Genomic DNA, 21,404 nt, shown 5'->3' with positions numbered 1-21,404 from the left:
CCGGACGCCGATACGGAAGGGCCTCCGGATGAGCTGGCAGCGTGGCGGGTTCGAGTCGCACGAGGGCACGGTAGGAGTGCTGCTGGCCGACGGCAGCGAGCCGGGCCCGGTCTACTTCGACCTGGGCAGCGGTGGCCACGTCCACGAGACGACGGACTGGGACGCGTACGACGGCGAGCTCCGCAGCCTGACCGCGACGAGCATGCGGGGCCGTTGCTCGTGCGGCTGGCGCGGCGAGAAGACCGTTCCGATCGACTGGGACCTCGTCAGCCGCGATGGTGCTGACGCGCACGACACCACTGGGCCCGAGCGGGACTGGAAGTCCCACATGGACCAGGTGGCCGCCCGAACGGTGCCGCTGCCCGACGAACTGACCGCGCTGCTGCGCCGCCTGCCCCAGCTCCTCGATGAACTCGTCGACGACGAGCCGCTCGCCGTACTGCGTGCCGTGGGCCTCCTGGAGACGATCGTCGCGGAAGCCGGGCCCGTCGCGGCTCGGATCGTCAGCCGACGCGACAGGGCGGACCTGCCGCAGATCGCCGAGGCCCTCGGAATGACCAAACAGGCCGCCGAAGTCCGCCTCTCCCACTACGAGTTCCTGGACCTCTGAGCCTCCGGCGGCGGGTCAGCGGCCGTACATGCTCCCGCAGTGCTCGGCCGCGCCCATCGGCGCATCGATCCGCCGCGCCTCCCGGCCCAGCTCCCGCATCTGCGGGACCTGACCGCTCGCCGGCGGCCGCTGCCGCCCGCCGGCCGGACCTGCCCGCCATCACCGCCTGCGCCCGCCGCACCACCCCGGCCCCACGCCCAGCCCCCTGACCCCGGCGCCGCCTCGGCAGCGTGTTCTGGGGCCGCCGGGCGGCGTGCCGCCTGCCCGCCGGGAACGGCGCCGTCCCGGGATGGACGTGGACGTGGGTTAGGTGGCGGAGGTGTAGGTCCAGCCGAGGTGCTCGCACAGCTCCACGACCGTCTGGCGTGTGCCGGGGGAGAGGTGGGCGGGGATTCCGACGGCCGCTTCGAGGACGTCCGGTGTCTCCAGGCTCTGGCGGAAGACGGCCACTGCCGCGAACGGGTAGTCGGCGCCGAAGTGCTCGCTGGCGGCGAGCCGGCCGGCCCACACTGGGGCCGACCGCATCCAGGCGGCGCCGTAGCGGGAGATGTCGACGGCCAGGACAACCGGCGCCCCGTCCAGCGACCGCCCTTGCTCCCCCTTCGCCGCCCCGCGCCCGGCCTGGAACACGGCGTACTCGGCCGACGCCAGCGGCCCCTGCAGCTCCCCGCCGCTCACCTGCCATGTCAGCGGCCCGTTCCTGGGGCGGGCTCGGACTGTGATTTCCAGCGGGACGACGTTCTTCGGGTCCTCGACTGCGACCACCACCACGGCGGCCGCCTGGCCGCCGCAATCCAGCACGGCCGACTGACGGCGGGCCGCGTCCAGGACCTGCTCGGCCACCTCATCCCGCAGCCGGGACGGATAGGCGCTGAACTCCAGCTCCACCCGCACATCCCCGGCCCCCTGCTCGGCCTCGATGCGTTCGGCGAGCGCGCTGATGCCCTGCGGGCTGACGGCCGTCACCTCCAGCCCCGCCACAGGGCTGTCCCCTGCGCCTGCGCGGGCAAGGAGGAAGTCGGGGTTCGGGATGCCGGGCCTGCCGAGCGTGAACGGGATGCCCGCCCCGGCCAGCGCGCGGGCGACGACGAACTCGCCGCGCATCTCCAGCAGCTGGCCATGGCTGCGCAGGCCCGCGAACTCGACCCGTTTACCGCGCCAACGCGGATCCTCGTCCGCGACGTGGTCGACACTCTCGAGCACGTCCTCGAGAGCGAGCGCGGCGGCGGCGACCGCCGGCTCCGCTTCACCCGGCCATCCGGCCACCGGATGCCCCTCACCCGCGCCCACCAGCCACCGCTCCAGCGCCGGCCGCTCCTCGGTGACCGGGCCGGCCTCGCCGGGCTGCGGAAACACCCCGAACGGACCGCGCTGTCCCGGCGACGAGGCGCCGAGCTCGGGAGCGCCGCCCTTGCGGCGGTGATAGTCGGTGAACATGGGGCCTGCCTCGCTGACGAACAACCGGGGCAGCGATTCTCCCAGCACCCTCACCCCGCGACCGCGCACCACAGGGGAACCGAAGCCCGCCCGAACTGGGCACGGTAGCGGTGTCCCCCTTCGCTGCTCCGGCTCCTGGCCGACCGGGCGTCGCCGCGGGGACTTCGCGCGACAGGGGCGAAGGCGCCGGCTGCCCTGGCGCTCCCGCCGCCGCATACCGAACCCTGCTGCACGCAGCGGCGGACACCGTCGGCCGTCGCACAGGGCCCCGACGGCTGACGAGGTAACCGTTCCCGTTCGGCCGCAACGGCCGACCGCCTCACGAGGGCAGGGTGATGCCTGCCGCGGCCGCCCGGGCGTGTACGGCTGCGGCGCTCTCACCGCCGCGGAGCCAGCGGCGCGCGGGGTGACCGTCGAGAACCGTGTCCATTGCTGCAATCCCGATGCCGTAGCGCCGGCAGTCAGCGGCCTGCGACGCCGCGCTGACCCCGAGCGCACGGATCCAGCTCTCGGTCTCCCGCTGGGGCAGCAACAGACCGGCCCACCGAGCGGCCTGGGTCCGCAGGAACTCCGTGCGCATGGTGGGCGCGTAGCCCTTCAGGAAGACCAGGACCGTCTGCCTGGTGGCGGGCCGGGGCCGCCGCACCTGGCCGGCCGTGCCGCGCCCGGCGGCCCGGCGCTGTCCGAGACCGAGGTCCAGGCCCTCGCGGGCAGCGATCCAAGCAGCGTCGGGGCGGCCGGAGCGACGGCCGGCGGGCCAGCCGTCGGTGAGGTAGTCGTAGACGGCCTGCAGAGCGGGGTCGTCGAAGCGGGGCACGGTGGGCTCCTTCGTGGGGTGTTGCGGACATGACGAAGGCCCCGCTCACCAGAGGTGAACGGGGCCTTCAGGGCGGGCGCCGACGCTAGCGACAGGGCCCGGAAACACGAAAGGGGCGACCGAGGCCGCCCCTTGTCAGGCTGCGCGAGCATGCTGCGCGCGCAGCGGCAGCGTAACGAAATCGCTCGCCAGCCGCAGCTGTTGAGTCGAATCAGCACGTCAGACGCCCCGCGCATGCAGGTGTGCCGTGGCAGATCAGCAGCCCCTTTGGGAGGGCGCTCTTCCGGAGACGCTGCCGAGCGGGAAGACATCCCGCCCGTGCCTGCGACGCCGGGCGCGCCCTTCCCGGCCCGGGCCCGTGCCGCTGTGCTGCGCGTGGCCGCGGTGCACCGTGAGGCCGGCCGCGTTGATGATGAGTGGGTGTGGCGCGCGGGCCCGCGGGATCCTCAAGGACGGCCGTGCCGCTCGCCGCGGCCGGAGCGTGCGGGCCACTTCGGCCGGGCTGCCTACCCTTGGCCGGCGCTCCTGAGCAGGCCGCCCGTACGCTTCCGGGTGGTGGCGGCGGGACCAGCCCGGCCGCCGGGGAAGACGCGAACGTCGCAGGGTCGAGCAGGGGCGGGGGCTGACCGGGTCATGCCGTGCCGGAGCCGGGCCGCGTCGTGCGACTCCACCCGCAACGCCCCCGCCGCCGCCACACCGCCCCGCCAGCCGGCCCCGTTTTCGGCGTTCTGACGGCCGGGTCCGCTCCCGGAACCCGCGGAGCGCCGGCGACGACCTGGATGCCCCCAGGCACGGATCGCCGGCCGTCGTGCCATCGGCGGAGCTCGGTGATGGCGTCCTCAGCGCCGTGGCCCGTCGCGGGGACAACCCGGTGGTGCTCGCCGCCCCGCTGCGCCGGCCGCAGGAGCGCCCGGTGTCGATCAGGCGCTCGCGCACGCCGCAATTGCGGTCGGCCCGTCAGCCGCGAGCGACGCCCGCGCCGTCTCAGGTTTCTTCCAACTTGTCGACATTTAGGCGACTTTGACACTCCGTTGGGGTACTGCCATGTTCTGTCTGTCACCAACGGTGAACGAACGAGAGGTGATCCCATGGCGCGGCGGACCGAGTACGACGAGAGCCAGGCCGCCCAGCGGCTGAAGGTGCCGGTGACGGTGTTCCGGTGGGCACGGCACGCCGGGATCGTCCCGGCCCCGGACGCCTCCGCCGGGCAGTGGTCGCGGTCGGCCCTCGAGGCGCTGGACGCCGGCACCGTGAGGGCGTCGATGCCTGAGACGCCGGTCTCCGGCGGTGCGGCGGCGGACCGGATCGCCGACGCGCTCGGGACCCCGAACCCGACCTCGTACGGCGAGCGGGCGCACGTGACGGCGTTCGTGGTGCGGCGGTTCGTCGACCGCGGCCTGCTGGCCAACCTGAGCGCGAACCCGGACGGGACGCTGCACCACCCCGGCCAGGTCGAGGAGGTCTGCCGCCGTGAGGACCTGGCGGCTCTGGTCGCCGCTGACACCCCGCTGGGACCCGAGCAGGCCGCTGCCAGGCTCCGGGTACGCCGTGCCGACTGGGACTGGATGGTGCGGCTCGGCTGGGTCATCTCCCCGCAGTCGATCGAGGTCCAGTTCGGCACGAGCCGGGCCGGTGCCGTCGACGTCGCCCTCTACACCACGGCGTCCGTCGACGCGGTCGTCCCCGCCCACCCCGAAGTCGACTGGGAGCGGCTGCGCGACGTGGAGAAGGGGCGGCGCTCACCACTCGCCGCGCTGCTCCCCGAGCCTGAGACGGAGGCGCCGCGTCGGGGCTGAAGACCGCAACGGCAGGAAGGTCCGGGCCCCGCCTGCGCGCTCGGCGCCTGCCGTCCCCGGCCGTCCAGGGACCGGCCTGCAGGTGCCCGGGCCTGAGTGGTTCCGGCTGCCGTGACCGCGGTCCGCGGGTGCGGTTGGGACCGGCTGCCTTCCGGGTATTGGGGCGGCGGCTGCTGAGGTCCGGCCAGGTGTGTACGGCGGTCGGGGCGGGCTCGGCGGCAGGACTTGCCCCTCGCCCCTGCGGCGGTTCCTTCCGGCGCGGCCGAGCGAGAAGGCGCCGCCACTACAGGCCCCCGGAGGAGCGGTGCCGTTCGGCTGCCGGCTCTGTTCGCGGGGGCGGCGTTAGAGGGGAGCCGTCCGGGCGGTGGCCGTGCGCTCTGGTGGTGTGCTGCGGGGGGATCTGCATGCCGGTCGGTAGCGTGACGGTGTCTCCCGGCCGGCACCGGCCCGAGTCCGGCTGTCCGAGCGGGAGGCTGCTGCTCCTCTGGGGCCTGGGCGCAGCAGGCCCCGGGGATCGGCATCGCCCAGGACCGTCGTTCCCGCGCTGCTGCCGTCACCCACGTCGCATCCGCGCTCCTCGACACCCGCCGGCGTCGCCGGGGGGGGCGAAGGCGTCCCGCTGTCCGTCGCATGGGACCCCGTTCGTGGTGTGACCACCGTCCGGTCGTGTCGGGAGGGGGTGGGGACGGCGCTGGTGTCAACGCGTGGGCCGGCGGGCGGGTTTCCTCTGTGCGGCCGGTAGATTCCTCGCGGGCGGACCGCGCCGCGGTTGGTGGTTCGCCTGTGACTCCGCAGCACGCGATTGTGAGGCCGATGATGACTTCTCACCTGCCGCCCCGGCGTACGGCGCGCCTCCCGTTGGCCCCGCGCGTTGCCCTGCCCCGTGAGCCGGTCGACCAGGCCCGCGTCGGCCGCCGCGCCGTGCGCCGCCGTGCGAAGGGCATGGACGCCCTCGCCGTCGCGGCTGCCCTTGAGGACGCTCTCCTCGAGGTCCGGCTGGACTCGAGGCACGAGGCTCTGGCCGGCGACGAGCGGGGACCCGCCGAGCTCGCGGAGTGGGAGCGCATCAGCCGGCTGCTCACCGCCTTGCCCGCGGGGACCGTCTACGACCCGGACACCGACGACGTCGTCCGCGCCGAGCTCGCCGCCGAGGCCGCGGCCGCCGCCGCGCGGGAAGCCGAACTGCGCGAAGCCGCCCGGGTTGCGGCCCGCGCCGACGAGCTCCAGGCGCTGCGCGAGCTCGGCACCCTTGAGCAGACCGATCCGCGCGAGGGCGACGAGGCGGTCCGCGACGAGCTCACCCGCCGCGCCGGTTCCTACATTCAGGCCGACGTCGATGCCTGGCTCGCCCGCGCCTTGGCCGTGCATGTCGGCCACTACGCGGATCCGGCCGCGCGCGAGGCCGCTGCCGCCCTCCTGCCGCAGCCCGTTCTCGCCCACGCGGCGCTGCTCGCCGCGCTCGGCCGCCTGGCCCCGGGCGCCGCCGTGGACGAGCTGGCGTTCACGGTCCGCCTCACCGCCGCCGACCCGGCGGCCGCGGGCGAGCTCGCCGCGTTCCTCGACCGCGCCGCCGGCACCGAAGCGATCCGCGGGTGAACGGCATGCAGACCACCGTCCTGGACCGGTGTGACGTCCCGCGGGCCCGGACCGCCGAGGTGTAACAGGCAGCCGAAGACGCTGCCCTAGTCCCCGCGGGCACTTACGCGCACTCGTGGAGCTCACCGACCCGGACGTGGCCGGCCTCGGCGCGTGGGCCGCGGGCGCGCCCTTCGCCACGGTCCGCACCGGCCGCGGCCCCTGGGCGGACCACGTCGCAGACCAGCACACGGGTGCGCGCCCAGCCCCGCCACGTCCGAGCTCGACGCCTCGGCGCACCGTGCCGACCTGCTGGCGGACGGCGAGGCGGGTGTTCCCGGCGCCGCCGGGTCCGTACGTGGCGACCTGGACGGGAAGTTCGCGGCCCCCGGCGGGGCACCCCTCACGAAGCGCTTTAATGTTGCAGGCACGGAGCCATGGTTGTAATATTTAAGAGTCATCGGGGGTTCGGGATGGCGGGTCGTGAGGCTGATGTCGTCCCGCCCGGTGGCTCTGATGTGCCTGCAGGATGGCGACGCGTCCCCAGCGGAGCCTGGCCTGAGCACGCGCCGTTCGCGGCCCCTGGGGAGGGACCGCGAACGGCCCGGCCGTCGGCCGGGGAAGGTGATGGGCAAGCCCTCTGCGCGGGGGTCCTACCTGATCTGGTCCCCGGTCCGGCGCCGGAAGGCCCTTGTGGAGTAGTCCGGTTAGCTCGCCCCGTTCTCAGTGGGGAGACCGCGGGTTCGAATCCCGCCAAGGGTACGCACGACCACATCGCAGGCTCTTGTCGTCCATAGGTAGGGCACCGGGTTGTCAGTCCGGGTAACGGGGTTCGAGTCCCCGCAGGAGCGCTCCATTCTCCGCTGGTGCAGCAGGCAGCACGCTGGCCGGGTCGCCCCCGAGCCGGTGATCGCGGTTCGAGTCCGCGGCGGAGAGCCGGGCTCTTGTCGTCCATGGGTAAGACGCCGGTCTTTCAAGCCGGAGAACGGGGTTCGAGTCCCCGCAGGAGTACAGACGGCGCCCCTCCCTCCCCTGGAGGGGCGCCACCATCTTCCACCACCACCGCTGCGCCCACGGCGCCCGCCGTGATCGCCCTCCAGGGCGTGATCGCCGAACCGCTACCTGTATCCCACCTGATCAGGAGTACTCGTACCCATGGCCAAGCCGCTCCTCCTCCTCGACGTCGACGGCGTTCTCAACCCCTTCCAGGCCCCTCCCGGCCGCATGCCGCCCGGCTACCACCGGCACGACATGCGCCCCCAGGCGTGGATCAACCAGCACCCCCACCTGCTCGACAGCGACGTCCCGGACCTTCCGGTGTGGCTGAACGCCGACCACGGCGCCGACCTCCTCGACCTGCCCTTCGACCTGGTGTGGGCCACCACCTGGGAGGATGACGCCAACCGCTTCATCGGCCCGGTGATCGGCCTCCCCCGCCTTCCGGTCATCACCTGGAGCGCCCTCGACTCCTTCCCCCTGGACGGCACCTACTTCAAGACCGCCGACATCGTCCGCTACGCCGCCGGCCGGCCGTTCGCGTGGGTCGACGACCAGATCGGTGAGGCAGACCGCGACTACATCGCCCGGAACCACACCGGCCCCGCCCTGCCGTACGACACCCTCCCGGACACCGGCCTTGAGCCGGACGACTTCATGGCCCTCGCCCACTGGGCCAAGACCCTCAAGGCCCGGTGAGAGGGCCGGGGCGGCCCAGGGGAATCGCATCCCCGGGCCAACCGGCATCGACCCGATGCGAAGGCCGACCCACCTCCTTCTCACACGCCGCCGGCCCACCTCGCCTGCGCGCTTCTCCCGCTCGACGACGTCGTGCGGGAGACGGGCGGCCCGGCCGGGACCCCTGCCGAGTGCACCAAGCGGAAGATTCGGCCGCCCCCGGCTGCCGGGGACGGCGCTGCAGGTTTCGTTCCGCGCGTGGCCCGCCGGGATCTACGGTGTGCGGGTGACCTCCGAGATGCCGCCTGCCGGCGATGACGAACTGCCCGTGGTCGACGACGTCCTGGCCGCGGCCATGGCCGCTCAGGGCGAGCCGGGGGAACGCGCGCTGGGGCTGCTGCGGGACGCGCATCGGATCCTGAGCGGCGCCGCCGGCCTGCAGCAGGCCGGCGAGGTAGCGGAGACGTGCGTGCGCGGCGCGGCAGACGCCCTGCTCAAGCTCGCCGAACAGCGGGACCCCGACACCGGGAAGAAGCCCGAGTTCGAGGGCCTCAAGGGCGCGGCCGAGATGCTGCTCACCCAACTCAACCGCTACGGCAAGCAGTTGAAGCGGACCGCCGTCCGTGCCCGGCGTGACGGTGCGGCGACGGCCGACCCCGGAAGGGAACAGGGCCAGGACACTCAGCCGGCGCCGTCGGTCCCGCCGGCATCCGACGACGCCGGCAAGGCATGGGAGGCGGTCCAGGAAGCTGCGCAGGTGCTGCGCGGGGAGGTGAATCACCCCGGCGGCTACCACCGTCGGCGAGCCCAGTCGATCGCCGAGCGACTGTGGGGCATCGCCCTGGGAAGCCACCAGGAACAGGCCCTGGATGTGTGGGGCGACGTCTACGGCAGGGCCTCGGGCCCGCTCCATGGCCGCGCCTCCGGCATCGGCCGGGCCTCCGCCCTGTACCGCGAGTTTCTTTCCGCCGCCCGGGAGCTGCTGGTGCCGCTGCCCGGCCGCGCCGCCCGCGTCCTCGAGCTCACCGCCCTGAAGGACCCCGGCCAGGCGCAGGCGCTGGAACTGGCCGGCTGGGCCGACCCGCGCAACGCCGCGTACTTCTTCACCTCCCAGCCGGCGCCGGCGTGGCTGGGCGTCCTGCAGGAGCACGCACCGCACCTGCTGCTGCCCGATGAGACCACCACCGCCTGGCCGGCGGCCCCGTTCCTCGAACACCTCGCTGCCACCGGCCCGGCCGTCGTCGGCCAGTGGCTGTCCGGCCGCGTCCAGGACATCGCCGCCTCCGGCCCCGGCGCGCTCGACGCCCTGCTGCGCCTGGCCCTGGCCCGTGCCCTCGGCCCGGCCGAGGTCCGCCTCCTCCTCCCGTACGTGATCGCGCCGGAGAGGACCGGCGTGCCCGCGGGCTGGACGCGCCGGCTGGCGGCCCGCTGGGCCCGCACGCTCCCGGTCGCGGACCGGGACGGGGACTGGCTGATGGTGGCCGAGCAGCTCCTGAAGGACGCGGTGGACGCCGAGCACACCGGCGCCCAGTCCCTGCACGCTGCCATCGAACGTGCGAAGGCCGCCCTGGACCGCGCCGCCGACCCGGATGACGCGGCCGGGGCCGCAGACGCCGCTGCCGCGATCGATGCCGCGTTCGCCGAGGAGGAGCTGGAGGCCACGGTCGCCCGTGAGCGGGCCGGCCGACTGCCCGGACACGACATCGCCGGGCTGCTCAAGGAGCTGGTGGCCGCCGCCCACCCCACCGGCCGGAAGCCGTTCGGCTGGGCCCGCCCGCTGCGTAACGCGCTCGCCGGCCTGCTGCGCCGTGACCTCGAAGCGACACCCGACGCGTCCCGGGAGACGGTCTTCGGCGCCGACCTGGCAGGCATCCGGATCGACGACCCGAACGCCTACCTCGGCCCGCTCCTGGCCCGGGCCGTGCTCGACCTCGCCGCGGCGGACGCCGACGCCGGCATCCCGCTCGGCGAACGCCTTCGCGCGTGGCCGAGGATCGGGGCCGCGGACGAACGCCTGCACGACCGGCTCCTGGCTGCCCATCTGACCGCCGGCCAGCCCGCCGACAGTGAGCACCCCGGGGCCGCCGGAGCCGACACCGCGGGCGCCGAGGTGGGGGAGTGGTGGGACCAGGCGGTCGAGCTCACCGGCCGGCTGCTGGCCGACCGCCCGTCCCCGGAGGGAGCCCGGCTGGTGGCCCTGCTGTTGAAGAACCCGCCCGCCGACCGGACCGACACCGTCGACCAGCAGATCCGCTCGGCGCTCGGCGTGCCGCCCGACGCCCACGAGATCGACCAGGTTCTGCCCGCCGGCGCCAGCCCGGTCGACGGCAACGCGGAGCCGCTCGCCTCCTGGCTGCGGGTATGGGACTGGTCCCCGATCCTGCCCTCCCGGCTGCTGGCCGGATTCGAACCGCTCCTTGCCACGCTGCGCTGCCTCGAGCCCGCCGGGCCTGCCGACCCCCGAGCCGGCGCCGTCCCCGAGCCGTTCACGGCCCGCCTCGCGCTCGACGAGGACGACGTCCTCCAACTGGCCGCCACCGGCGGGCCGCTCACGGCCGCCGCCGCGCTCGCCGCGGCCGGGGACGCCGGCGCGGACGGCTACGCGATCGTGCTGCACCGCCTCGTCGACGCCGAACCTGCCGCGTGGACCAAGGACGTGCCCGCGGTCCTCGACGCCTTGAAGGGCCCGGAGCTGGGCGCGTTCTACCTCGCTGCCACCGCCACCGCAGTCCGCTACCCCGGCACCCTCCCGGACGGTCCTGCACCCGCGGTTGCCGCGGCCCTCGCCCTGCGCCGGTCCCTGCCCGACCGGCCCGCCGGCATCCGGCGGGCCACCGCGGCCGACTTCGCCGACCAGGCCCTGTTCGACCTCCTCGCCCACGCGTGGCGGACCGGCGCCGACCTCGAGGACGCCCTGCCGGCCGCCCTGGCCCACCTGCACCACCTCGCCGACCCCCTCACCCACCCCGTACCTGCTGCGGACCGGAACCCGACCGCCACCAGCGCCGCCGAGGAGGACGGCGCGGACGCAGGATCGGACCCGGCCCCGGTCCTGCTCGGCTCCGACCCGGCCATCCGCGCGCTCGGGTGCCTGCTCGAGTACGCCGCGCAACAAGCCCGCACCGCTGGCACGATGCCCCACGACATCCTCGACCTGCTCGCCGACGTCCTTGCCGAACACGCAGACCAAGACGCCGTCGCCACCACGATCGGCGTCCACCTGCCTACCCTCCACAAGCACGCCCCCGACTTCACCGCCGCCCACCCCGAGCTCTACGAGCTCACCAGCCACCGGCCGCCAGTGAGCGCCGCGTGGCTGCGCTGGGGCTCGCCCGACCCCGGGCTGCTCACCGCTCTCGACCGCGATCAGCTCCTCCAGGCCCTCCGCGAGCACACCCCAGGAGCGGCCGGCCACGTCGCGCACGCCGTGCTGACCGGCTGGACGGACGTCCTCGGCGGCCCGGAGACGGCCTGGCCGGCCCTGGTCGACGGCGCGGACGGCGCCGCAGCGGCTTCCCGGCTCCTCGAGGCCCTCGCCGCCCTCACCCCTCGCCGCCTCGGCCCGGGTGCCGCACCTCTCACGCCGGCCACCCACACCGCTCTGGACGCGGCAACCTCCTGGTGGCAGACCGCCCTCGGTGCCGGCCTGCCGTCCGGCGCGCTCGCCGGCGCCGGCGCCTTCGCCTTCACCACCCTCGACGACGAGGTCTGGCTGGAGCTGACCCGGCGCAGCGCCGAGCACACGCCGGCTCTCACCGACGCCGGCCTCGTCGCCGAACGCGCCGCCAGCCACCCGGCCAGCAGCGACGCCCACCTCTTGGTCGTACAACTCCTCGCCAACCCCGCCGCCATCCCCTGGCACGACGCCCAGGTCCGCCAGCACGCCCGGGCGCTCCTCGAAGCCGCCATGGCGCTCCCCGAGAGTGAACGCCCGGCTGAGGCACAGCAGCTGCGCCGTGCTCTGATCGACGCCGGCGAGGTCGACGCCGCCCAGATCTGATCTCCGTGCGAGGGTCGGCAACCCCCTGGGCCGGTCATTGCCGAGGCGGACGCGCGCCGGGCGGACCCTCAGGACCGCCGGGGCGCCTCGTGCATGCCTCGCTCAGGCCGGGCCCCGTCGCCCCGCTTGCCGAGGTCGTCCAGCACCGGTGGCCTGCCCGCCGGCTCGGTTGCCGCCGCGGGCTCGGCACGGCGGGGGCGCGCTCGGCCGCCGCTCCGTTTCCCGCGTCCTCAGCCGGCGTCGTGAGTGGGCCGCCCACGGCTTGGCCGGGCCGGTCCCGCGCCAGCGCCGACTTCGCACGAGTCCGCGCCCGGGGAGGCACCCGGCACCGGCGCGAGGGGGACGAGCATCGTGGACCGCGCCGCCGACATCGCCCGCCGGTACGGGCTTGTTGCCGGCCAGCCGGTCCAGTGGGAGGTCGAGGCGCTCGACCCGACCGAGCTTCAGCGCCGCGCCTGGTCCTCGCCGCCGTCGCTCTGTACATCGACCGCCCGGTTCTTGCCGACCGGATCGCGGAGGAGGAAGGGCAGCGGGGGCAGCTCAGGCCTTCGCCGAGGGGTGGCCCCCTGAACCGTTCGCCGGGTCGTCAGTGACTCCCGGCGTGTTCTCACGGCCCCGCCGATCCGGCCCGGGCCGCTGCGGTGGACGGGCGGATTCTGGCTGCCGTGCATCTTGTCCCGCCGGGCGATGCCTCGTCAGGGAGAAAGCTTAAATCTTGCAAATGCGTGGAATGTCATGCAATAATTAAGCGCTTGCGGGGGTGCTCGACCCCGCCGACTCCGGGCAGACGGCCCGCCCAGCAGCCCATGGAGGCCCCATGACCGACACCGCAACTCCCCGCCAGACGCCCACCGCGAGCGACCTCGAACGGATCACCGCCGGCATGTCACCCCGGATGACCGAGGCGATCGTCTTCTGGGCCCAGCGCAATCCGCAGGGCTCCACCGCCCGCCGCAGCAACGCCAGCGGAGGCGGCACCCATGGCGCCCTCGTCCGCCGCGGGCTCGTCGGCCCCGGTGCCGACGACCGGGGTGATGAGGGGTACTTCCTCACCCCGCTCGGCTGGGACGTCGCCCGCCACCTCGCCGCCGTGGAACGCCCCGCCGACCCCACCCGCCTCACCGTCGAGGAGGCACTCTCCGAGGCGTACCAGGGCCCGTCCGAGACCGAGCTGCAGGCCATCGAGCTGGCCCGCTCCCTTCAGCCCTCCGCGCGCGACTTCCGCCGTATCACCGAAACCCCGCGCGGCGGGAAGTTCATCGGGTGGGTCTTCACCAGCGGCACCGCCAGGCGTCCCCGGTACGCCACGATGAGCCTGAACGACGGCACCCCCATGTGCGACCTGAACGCCCACTACGACAACGACAGGACGGCGGCCGCGAGCCTGCGCGAGCAGTACCGAGCCGACCAGGCCCCCCTCGCCGAGGAGGGCGAGCAGACGGCCGGCGCGGACACACACGCCGTCCAGGGCGGCGCCGACCGCTCACCCACTCCGCCACTGTCCGGCATCGCGAAGGCCGTCAGCGACCTTCCCAGGTCTCCGGTCAAACCCGCCCGCCCCGCAGCACCCAGGGGCCAGGCCCCGGTGGAGGAGGCGCCCCGCCCCACGCTTACCGTCCTCCAGGCGCTGGCCGCCATGACGGGCGTCTGGACCGCCGCGCACAGCTTTCGGCCCCACACGGACGACGCCGGGGACCTCCTCGGCTACACCTTCGCCGTCGGCGATCTCCACAGCGCCCGGTACGGCTGGATCACCGCCGACGGCAGCTACAACAAGGGGCTTGAGCCCAGCCGGTCCGAGGCTGCCGCCGTGATCCCCACGACCGCCCCCAACGACGAACGCCCCACCCAGCGGCCCAGGCACGACCTGGCCGAGCGGCCCACCGCGTACCGGGGCGTCCCAGTCCCCGCCCACATCGCCAACCAGTGGGGCTCGCCCGGCGCCGCGTCCTGGCGTGAAGGCGTCGACGCCGCCCAGGACACCACCGCCGCCCTCGTCGCCGACTGGAGAGCGAACAGGCAGGCGCAGGCCGCCCCGGTACCCCTGCCCCCGGAGGCGGCCGATGACAGCCCGGAACCGCCCGTCCTGGAGGGAGTCATCGTCGAGCACGACGGCATCACCGCCGGGTCCGCACCGAAGCACTCCACGCACCCCGACGTCACCGCCGCCCGCCACGCCCTCACCCGCCTCCAGGCCGCCCGGCTCACCGACCACCACGACATCACCGACCCGGCAGAGGCGCAGAGGGAACAGCGCGGCTACACCGTCGAGCCCCGTGGGGGAGGCCAGGTCGCTCTCTACTGGCTCGAGGACGGCCGCGCCGTCCGGCACGACGACCCGTGGCACGGCCCCTGCCTCGACATCCTCGCCGAGCGCATGACGCAGGCCGGCTGGGACGTGGAGCCGGTGCACCCTTCCGCGTTGTGCGTCTTCGCCCGCCGGGTGCAGCGGGTGGACGCCCAGTCGCAGGCCACATCCGCCGAGGCACCGTGACCGGGCACGAACGCTCGCCTGCGTGGCCCGCACCCCCGGCTACCGACCGGACGTTGTGCCGCCGACGCCTCGGCGCGCACCGCGCGGCCGACCGCCGGGAGAAGACGCAGGTCTGGCGCGCGCGAGCCCGCCGGATGCTGAAGAACACCGCGCTGGCCGCCGAGGACGGAGCGTACGGGCCGCCTCGGCTGGCCTGTCCAGCCTCGGCAGGTGTTCCTGAGAGCTGCGCCCCGCGAGGTCCGGCCCACAGCCTGCCTGCGGCGCGGGTTCTGCCGCACCGACCGTGCCGCTGTCGGAGGACTGGCCCGGCGCCGACATCGGCCGGCCGAGCTCACTGCAGATGCCGAAGCGGAGGCCTGTGGAGGCGGGCAGACAATAGGGGGCGTCAGGGTGGGCAGGAAGCTGACACACCCGTTACGGAATGGGGGCTTGCATGATCACGATCATCGCGTTGGTGGCTGCGGTGGGTGCCGGCGTGCTGGTGCTCGAGGGCTGGGCGAAGGGCGAAACGCATCTGACGGTCTTCGGGTTGCTCCTTGGTGCCGGCGCTGCGCTCCTCGTGTTCGGGTGATGCGTCCCGGGCCGCCGGAGGTCAGCGTCCTGTTCCTTGACCGGCCAGGGGCCTACTGGACCCACACACCCGCGACGGCCGCCACCCTGCGCCGGCTCACCGGCTCCGCGCCGGGCCGCGCGATCGGCCTCGCTCTCGAACCTGACCACTGCCGCTTCGTCCCGGCGTGACGAGCCGCACCTCCCGGGCACGCTCCGCCGCACCTCGCCGGCTACGCCGCCGGAGCGTGCCCGGGCCGTAGCCAGCCGCCACCGGCTCCGCACAAGACCAGTCCGGGAGACACCTGACACCGGCTCGAGGGGGCGGACGCGAGGGCCATCACCCGGTTGAAACTGCAGGTCGCCGTTCCTTGAGAGAAAGGACGCCATGGCGGACTCTTGAAGGGAGGAGGCCAGGATGCCGAACAAGCGCCCCCGGGGGCCGCAGCCGCAGTGGCGGCCCAAACGGGAGACCCAGCGGGTGCTGGCCGCGGTTGATGCCGTCCTCGACCGCTATCGCGACCACCTGCCCGTCTCGCTTCGCCAGCTGTTCTATGTGCTCTTGAGCGACGGCGTGCTGGAGAAGACCGAGCGTGACTACAAGCGGATGTGTGAGTACGTCGGCATGGCACGCCGCTCCGGACGGATCCCCTGGGACGTGATCCGCGACGACACCCAGATCGCCGTGGATGCCCCGCAGTCCTTCGCGTGCCCTGAAGACTTCTTCACGGCTGTGGAAGCGGCGGTCGACGACTACCGTGTCGACCGCCAGGCGGGCCAGCCTGTCCGGCTGGAGCTGTGGTGCGAGACGGCTGGCATGATTCCTCAACTGGTACGAATCGGGTCTGAGTTCGGCATCGCCTGTTTCTCCGGCAGCGGGTTCGACGGCTTGGCCGGCAAGCACGACGCGGCCGTCCGGGCGGTGGAAGGAGGGCGGAGAACACGGATTCTGCACCTGGGCGACTACGACCAGAGCGGCGTTCACATGTTCAGCTCGCTGGCCGAGGACGTGATTGCGTTTGCCGAGGCGTCGGACACCGAAGTGCTGTTCGAGCGGGTCGCGGTCACCCCCGAGCAGATCGCCATCCACCATCTGCCGACCGCCCCGCCGAAGGCGACCGACCGACGCTCCTTCTCAGGTACCGCCACCACCCAGGCCGAAGCATTGCCGCCCGACATCCTGGCGACGATCGTGCGCGGGGCTATCGAGGCCCACCGCGATCCCCTAGTCCACAGCCAGGCCCTTGCCCGCGAGGAAGCGGAACGGCGGGCGATCCGCGAGCGGTTGGGTAGATGGTCAGAACGCCGATGAGGCTCCCGTCGAGTGAATCTCGTGCCGGCGAGTCGGTTCAACCGGTCGAGCCCGGGAGGATCACCCAGCTGACCGGGGGATCCGGCGGATCTCCACGATGCCGTGGGCAAACTCCTCCGCCCCTGATGGCGCAGGCAGGTCGATCACCAGGCTGGAGGCTTCGTCACGCGGGCTGTCGGTCTCCGCGGACGGGATCTTGGCGATCCAGTAGTCGACGGCGTCGGCGAGGAGATCAGCCCGGGCGTTGCGTGGCATGGCGCTGAGGATGCCCCGGATCAGAGAGCCGCTGCGTGATCGCAGGACGGGGTAGATGGGCCTGGTCCCCTCGCGGAGGTGGTGCGGAGGCAGGGGAGGCAGAGAAGCGGCCAGGCCGGCCAAGACCAACTGGTCGCCTTTCAGTACTTTTGTGGTCAGCCTCTTCTGGCAGGGCTCGCAGTTGGCGAGCCGGGCAGCGATGAGATCAGCGGCCAAGCTCATGTCGGCATCGTGATCCGCCGCGAACGGGGCACCCGGAACGGTCTTCACCGTCGGCCCCGGGTGCTTGTGGTCCTGGCCCATCGCGACTCCCGCATCTTGCTCGTGTTGGCGCAACGCTCCAGCTTCCTCGCCCGAACAGATCGACAGCAACCTATGGCCAGAGCACCGCGCGACCAGCAGGGCGAGCGGAGGAACAGGTGCCGCCTCGAGCTTGGGCGGCCAACACACCCCGCCCCCACACCACCCCGGTGCCATGCTGCTCCCCGCTGGCCCGGTCCCTCAGCCCGCCCGCCGCCGCCCCGGAGCCTCGAGCCGCCCCGCGGCACCGGCGGTGCCGCTCACCCGAGCTTCCCGTCGGCGCCGACGCGCATCTACACCCTGCCCGTCCACCCGCCCCGCCTCCGTACCCGCCCTGCCCCCGGTGCCGCGCCGGCGCCTGGCGTACACGCCCGTGCCGGGCCCGAGCGACGAGACGTCGACAGCCTCGTCCTCTCCACCGCCTGGCGCCGCGTCCGCGCTGTCGGACGGCTTCGTCCCCCTGCGGCCGCTGACGCCCGCCGTGCGCCGGTCCGGCCCGCGCTCCGCGCCCCGTCGCCGTTCGGCTCTGCCGGCCGGGGGCCGAGCGGCGGCGCTACAGTGCTGGCATGAGCGTCGACGTCGTCACCGACTGCACCGATCCGGACCCGAGGGTGCGCCTGCGGCAACTGTCCTACCGGGCCGAGCTGCTGGTGGACGTGGAGGAGAAGACCGAGGAGGTCGCCTGCCGACTCGAAGGGCGTACGTACGCGGGCCTGGGACCGGAGGTGGCCCAGGCCCGCGAGGCTGCCGTCAGCCTGAAGGAGCTCGCGGCCCTTCACGCCGGGGACGACCTGCGCGATCCGGCGGCGATGGCGGACCTGGACCAGTCCCTGGCCACGGCGACCGCGCTGGTGCGCCAGCTCGAAGCCCTGAGCGTCCCGGGCGAGGCCGCGGGCCCCTGACGAGGTGCGGGCGCCAACGGACGCGAGACGGTCTCGGTCCTAGCCGGTGTGCCGCGTCCGGCCCGCCGCCGTGCTCCGGGCATCACCCGTCCGTGCTCGGTCGGCCCACGGAAGTCACCGCCCGCCAGCCTGCTGACCGGTCCGCCGGGCGTGATGGGCACTATGGGTCCTCGTCCGACGCACCCGCGCGTACGGTCCGTCCGCCGGGGAAGAATGCGGGCCATGGGACGTTCAGATGGAGCTGCCTTCATCAGCCCGCTGAGGCGGGGGAATCAGGCGCTGCCACCAGAGGCGGGCGTAGACGAGTTCCTCGCCCAGCTGCGGCGCGCCCTGTTCTCCGTCGAGTGCCGTGAACTGGGGCCTGCTGCCGCCAAGCAGCGGTTCGGCCAGTTCGCGGATACTCGCCAGGGCGACATGACCCTGCTCATCGACGCGGATCAGCTCCTCGGCCGGCATCCCGAGCACGAGGAGCTCCGCGAGGTCCTGCAAGCCGTACGGGAGCGGGGACAGGCCGTTGGTGTCACCCTGTCCGCTCCGGTGAACGCTGTCCGGTAGACCGTGGGTTGTCGGGCCCCTTCGGCCCCCGCTGCCCGAACGAGCTCCGCCCGGCGTCCGCACGTACGCGCGCGCCGTTCCTGCCGCGCCGCTGTCTGTACGCCGCCCCGCGACCTGGCCGCCGACGCACCGCGCCCTCCGCAACGCGCCCTCCGCCACCGACCTTGGTGCCGGGGGGTGACTCGGGCTGCCGTGCCGGCAGGGGCGCCCGGCCGGACTTCGGCCCGGCGTTGCGGCCCGGCACGGCCGCGCCGTACGCCGTGCTCTTCCCCGACGGTCCCCGGGGCGCTGTCCGTCCGGCCGCCGGGCCCATGCTGCCCTGGATCCGCCGACCGCTGCCGGCCGGCTGCACCAGGTGCTCCCGGTGATGCTGGCCGGTGCGCGCGAGGCCGCGCCGCCGGGGTGTGGGTGCTCGCCTCCCAGGTGGCGGTCAAGGAGGGCGCGATCGAGACGGCGGGCGGGTACGCGGGGCTGGCCGGCGCCGCGGCCCGCTGCTCGGGCCAGCCGGTGGTGCTGGCCGCGGCGGCGCGGGCGGCCGCGACCCCGCTGCGCCGTACCGGCCGCGCCGAGGACGCCCTCCTTCTGCTGCGTCAGGCCCATGACCAGCTGACGGCCGGCCCCCCGCCTGTCCGCCGCCGGCCTGGGCGCGGCTGGCACGTGGCCCTGACCGCCGCCTACACCGCCGCCCAGGCCCGCCTGCCGTCCGCCGCCGGAGAGTTCGCCGCCCTGGCCGAGCAGACCGCGCTGCGCCTGGCCCGCCGCCCGGGCCCGGGCGGCGGGGAGTTGTCGTCGGCGCAGTGCGCGCTGTACCGGATCGGGATCCACCGCGAGCTCGGCGACATCGACAAGGCCGTCGCGTACGCGGCGCGGCTGGATCCGGCCGCCCTGCCCACGCCGGAGGGCCGGGCCGCGCGGCCACCGACACCGCCCGCGCGCTTCCTCCGCGGTCAACCTGCCTCACCCAGCGACGTGTTGCGTCAGAATGGTGGCATGGGACGAGCCTCTCGCCGACGTGCGGAACGCCGATCTGCCCCCCCGGCCCCGCGCCGCGGCAGTCCAGTTGAGCATCAGTACCTCATCCGCCCCGCCCGCCCGGACGACGACCCCGACGTGGTGCGCGCGCTCCTCGATCCGGTGGGCTTCCTCGATCCCCGCATGCCCGGCGAGATCGTCGACCGGATGCGCACCGGCTTCCGGCTGCCCGAGCAGTTCGGCACCGCCATGCTGCTCGTCGCACAGGAGGGGCCAGCTGGACCGGTCGTCGCTCTCGCGCACGCCACACCGCCGGTGGAGTGGCTGATGGCGCTCGAGGCCGGTGCCGGACGGCCTCTCTGCCTGACGCTGGCGCGGAAGCTGGTGGAACTGGAGGCAGTGTCCGTGGCCGACAGCGCACGCGGCCAGGGCGTGGGACACCTCCTCGTCGACGAACTGGTCCGCGCCTACACCCGCAAGGGCTACGAGGCGATGCTGGGCGGCATCCACACCCACAAACCGCACCTCGCGCCGTACTACGAGGCCGACGGCTTCAGCGTGCTGCCCCCGGGGGCGCCGCTCGACCTGGAGATCCCCATCGGGCGGATCAGGTACCCGGCGGAGCCGTCGATGCGGCACCTGGTGCGCCCGCTCACGCCGCGGACGTCATACCGAAACGGTGTTCTCCACGGCCTGCTCACCGGCCGCTGACCATCCCGGCGCCCCCTGCGCTCGCGCGAGGTAACCCGGGGCCGAGTATGCGGTTCCGCACCGCCCGCGCCGTAGCGTCGGAGAGCGGCCAGCAGCTTGGGACGAACAAGTCGGCCGTCCACCACTGGATCCTCGGCGCGAACCCGTCCAGGCCGTCCGCTCCTTGCCCGCGGACCTCCGCCCCGCGGCGTGCAGGTCGCGGCCGGGCTCGACGAACGCGCCCGCGTCTTCCTCGACCACCACCGCTGAACGGCCAGGGCGGGTAGGCGACACTGGACGGGCCCGGCGGTGCGACGTTTAGCCGATGCTGCCGCCGCCGGGCACCAGCCGCTCGCGGACTGATTCGATGCCCGGTGGTTCGGGGGAGCGGTCTGACCGCGGCGCGCTGCCGGTTCTATTCCCCCTCGGCTTGATGCCATGGGACGCCTGCCTTGACCTGTCCGATCAGGTAGCGGATGCCTTGGTTGTCGTCGGGGTTGGTCCAGAGGCTGTTGCCGAAGACGGCGGCCGCTTTCGCCGTCTCGCCCAGCCTCCACCACGTCAGCCCGAGGCCGTGCAAGGCTCGGTGGAAGGGGCGGTTGTTCAGCTCCTCCCAGGCCAGGACTGCGGTGAACGCCGGCGGTAGCGACAGTTCGGCGACGGCGACAGCTGTCTGGTAGTAGCCCAGGGCCGCGGACGGTGCCAAAGCGTCGGTGCCGGCGCGCTCGAGTGCCTCGCTGCCAAGGTGGGCCCAGCAGTCGATCTGTCGCGGGTCCTCACGGACTGCAGCTTCCAGAGCAGCGCGGTAGGCCGTGTCATCGCCCGTGGCCTCGCGCAGGTCGAGCGCGCGGTCGACGGGGGGCTCGCCTTCGCCGAGGTACGGGTCGGGCAGCCGGTAGAGCGGCCGCGTGCCCGCATCGCGAACCTCGAGCCACCAGGACCAGTTCGGCTTACCGCTGTAGTCGGGGGCGGTTGAGGGCCGGGCGCCCCATCCTCGTTCCGAGCGCGGGTCGTAGTCCTCGCCGCCGAAAGACGGGCGCGCCGGGGTGATACCGCGGTCGAGGGCACGCTCGAGGATGCGGCGGGTGTTGGCGCGCTGGTAGCGGTCGGTGACCTCGGATAGGTACACGTACCCCTGGCCCGTGCGTTCCTCTCGGGGAGCAGGCAGGACGCGACGAAGCTGGTCGAGAAGGCCGGACAGCACGTCCTCGGCCTGCTCGGTGCTCAGTGGCCAGGACAGACCGAACTGGCGCGGCACCTTGTAGACGGGGAAGAAGAGCAGGTCCTCCTCCAGGCCGCTGCGGTCGGCCAGCATCGTGCGCAACTCGCTCTCGCTCACCGAGACAGCGGTAGCCATGCGGGTTGTCGTCCCTCACTCCTGCGCGCCGACGGTGCAGTCTGACGAGGGTATCCACCGGGCTGTGTCGGTGTCCGTCCCCCGCAAGGGTGACAACGCGCTCGCCGGC

At 73.9% G+C, this 21,404-nt stretch carries 15 protein-coding genes and 3 tRNA genes; 14 read left to right on the top strand and 4 right to left on the bottom strand.

Going from position 1 to position 21,404, the window contains the following annotated elements:
- Positions 1-28 precede the first annotated feature (28 nt).
- The gene (locus tag AC067J_RS40995; protein WP_478307908.1) at positions 29-610 is read left to right on the top strand and encodes a hypothetical protein; all 582 of its coding nucleotides are present in this window, start codon (positions 29-31) and stop codon (positions 608-610) included.
- 306 nt (positions 611-916) lie between these two features.
- Here AC067J_RS40995 and AC067J_RS40990 read toward each other — a convergent pair whose 3' ends face one another.
- Positions 917-2,119: a hypothetical protein gene (locus tag AC067J_RS40990; protein WP_478307907.1), complete on the bottom strand. Its 1,203-nt coding sequence runs from the start codon at positions 2,117-2,119 to the stop codon at positions 917-919.
- A gap of 247 nt (positions 2,120-2,366) precedes the next feature.
- A complete protein-coding gene (locus AC067J_RS40985) occupies positions 2,367-2,864 on the bottom strand; it encodes a hypothetical protein (RefSeq protein ID WP_478307906.1) in 498 nt (165 codons plus the stop codon).
- A gap of 1,088 nt (positions 2,865-3,952) precedes the next feature.
- Between AC067J_RS40985 and AC067J_RS40980 the strand changes: the two genes are divergently transcribed.
- The 10 genes from AC067J_RS40980 (at position 3,953) to AC067J_RS40935 (ending at position 16,264) form a co-directional block, all read left to right on the top strand.
- Positions 3,953-4,660, top strand: a complete 708-nt coding sequence (locus AC067J_RS40980; protein WP_478307905.1) for a hypothetical protein — start codon at positions 3,953-3,955, stop codon at positions 4,658-4,660.
- Between the two features lie 813 nt (positions 4,661-5,473).
- The gene (locus tag AC067J_RS40975) at positions 5,474-6,256 is read left to right on the top strand and encodes a hypothetical protein (protein ID WP_478307904.1); all 783 of its coding nucleotides are present in this window, start codon (positions 5,474-5,476) and stop codon (positions 6,254-6,256) included.
- 666 nt (positions 6,257-6,922) lie between these two features.
- A tRNA-Glu gene (locus tag AC067J_RS40970) sits at positions 6,923-6,997 on the top strand.
- An 18-nt stretch (positions 6,998-7,015) separates the two neighbouring features.
- A tRNA-Asp gene (locus tag AC067J_RS40965) sits at positions 7,016-7,086 on the top strand.
- 89 nt (positions 7,087-7,175) lie between these two features.
- Positions 7,176-7,246 (top strand) — tRNA-Glu (locus AC067J_RS40960).
- Positions 7,247-7,390: 144 nt separating this feature from the next.
- Entirely contained in the window at positions 7,391-7,930 is a 540-nt protein-coding gene (locus AC067J_RS40955; protein WP_478307903.1) for a hypothetical protein, read from the top strand.
- Between the two features lie 265 nt (positions 7,931-8,195).
- Positions 8,196-11,909, top strand: coding sequence for a hypothetical protein (locus tag AC067J_RS40950; protein WP_478307902.1), 3,714 nt, complete (start codon positions 8,196-8,198; stop codon positions 11,907-11,909).
- Between the two features lie 817 nt (positions 11,910-12,726).
- On the top strand, positions 12,727-14,403 hold the full coding sequence (locus AC067J_RS40945; RefSeq protein WP_478307901.1) for a hypothetical protein: 1,677 nt from the start codon (positions 12,727-12,729) through the stop codon (positions 14,401-14,403).
- Between the two features lie 433 nt (positions 14,404-14,836).
- Positions 14,837-14,974 carry a hypothetical protein gene (locus AC067J_RS40940; RefSeq protein WP_478307900.1) on the top strand — a complete coding sequence of 46 codons (138 nt, stop codon included), beginning with the start codon at positions 14,837-14,839 and terminating at the stop codon, positions 14,972-14,974.
- Positions 14,975-15,370: 396 nt separating this feature from the next.
- Positions 15,371-16,264 (top strand): hypothetical protein, encoded by an 894-nt coding sequence (locus tag AC067J_RS40935; RefSeq protein WP_478307899.1) that lies wholly within the window; start codon positions 15,371-15,373, stop codon positions 16,262-16,264.
- Between the two features lie 60 nt (positions 16,265-16,324).
- Here the strand turns inward: AC067J_RS40935 and AC067J_RS40930 are convergent, their stop codons facing one another.
- On the bottom strand, positions 16,325-16,822 hold the full coding sequence (locus AC067J_RS40930; RefSeq protein WP_478307898.1) for a hypothetical protein: 498 nt from the start codon (positions 16,820-16,822) through the stop codon (positions 16,325-16,327).
- Positions 16,823-17,385: 563 nt separating this feature from the next.
- Between AC067J_RS40930 and AC067J_RS40925 the strand changes: the two genes are divergently transcribed.
- The 3 genes from AC067J_RS40925 to AC067J_RS40915 all read left to right on the top strand — a co-directional run bounded on the left by AC067J_RS40925 (position 17,386) and on the right by AC067J_RS40915 (position 19,959).
- Positions 17,386-17,721, top strand: a complete 336-nt coding sequence (locus AC067J_RS40925; protein ID WP_478307897.1) for a hypothetical protein — start codon at positions 17,386-17,388, stop codon at positions 17,719-17,721.
- Between the two features lie 222 nt (positions 17,722-17,943).
- A complete protein-coding gene (locus AC067J_RS40920) occupies positions 17,944-18,276 on the top strand; it encodes a hypothetical protein (RefSeq protein ID WP_478307896.1) in 333 nt (110 codons plus the stop codon).
- A 408-nt stretch (positions 18,277-18,684) separates the two neighbouring features.
- Positions 18,685-19,959: a GNAT family N-acetyltransferase gene (locus AC067J_RS40915; protein WP_478307895.1), complete on the top strand. Its 1,275-nt coding sequence runs from the start codon at positions 18,685-18,687 to the stop codon at positions 19,957-19,959.
- Positions 19,960-20,353: 394 nt separating this feature from the next.
- Here the strand turns inward: AC067J_RS40915 and AC067J_RS40910 are convergent, their stop codons facing one another.
- The gene (locus AC067J_RS40910; protein WP_478307894.1) at positions 20,354-21,277 is read right to left on the bottom strand and encodes a hypothetical protein; all 924 of its coding nucleotides are present in this window, start codon (positions 21,275-21,277) and stop codon (positions 20,354-20,356) included.
- Positions 21,278-21,404: the final 127 nt, after the last annotated feature.

The sequence above is a fragment of the Kitasatospora sp. NPDC042419 genome (assembly GCF_056437345.1).
Note: the sequence above shows the minus strand (reverse complement) of the source record. Positions and strands in the feature narration are given on the sequence as shown.

Coding starts and splice junctions, on each gene's coding strand:
- AC067J_RS40935 (WP_478307899.1), top strand. CDS start 15,371: ATGCCGAACAAGCGCCCCCGGGGGCCGCAGCCGCAGTGGCGGCCCAAA.
- AC067J_RS40975 (WP_478307904.1), top strand. CDS start 5,474: ATGATGACTTCTCACCTGCCGCCCCGGCGTACGGCGCGCCTCCCGTTG.
- AC067J_RS40940 (WP_478307900.1), top strand. CDS start 14,837: ATGATCACGATCATCGCGTTGGTGGCTGCGGTGGGTGCCGGCGTGCTG.
- AC067J_RS40920 (WP_478307896.1), top strand. CDS start 17,944: ATGGGACGTTCAGATGGAGCTGCCTTCATCAGCCCGCTGAGGCGGGGG.
- AC067J_RS40930 (WP_478307898.1), bottom strand. CDS start 16,822: ATGGGCCAGGACCACAAGCACCCGGGGCCGACGGTGAAGACCGTTCCG.
- AC067J_RS40995 (WP_478307908.1), top strand. CDS start 29: ATGAGCTGGCAGCGTGGCGGGTTCGAGTCGCACGAGGGCACGGTAGGA.
- AC067J_RS40980 (WP_478307905.1), top strand. CDS start 3,953: ATGGCGCGGCGGACCGAGTACGACGAGAGCCAGGCCGCCCAGCGGCTG.
- AC067J_RS40955 (WP_478307903.1), top strand. CDS start 7,391: ATGGCCAAGCCGCTCCTCCTCCTCGACGTCGACGGCGTTCTCAACCCC.
- AC067J_RS40945 (WP_478307901.1), top strand. CDS start 12,727: ATGACCGACACCGCAACTCCCCGCCAGACGCCCACCGCGAGCGACCTC.
- AC067J_RS40925 (WP_478307897.1), top strand. CDS start 17,386: ATGAGCGTCGACGTCGTCACCGACTGCACCGATCCGGACCCGAGGGTG.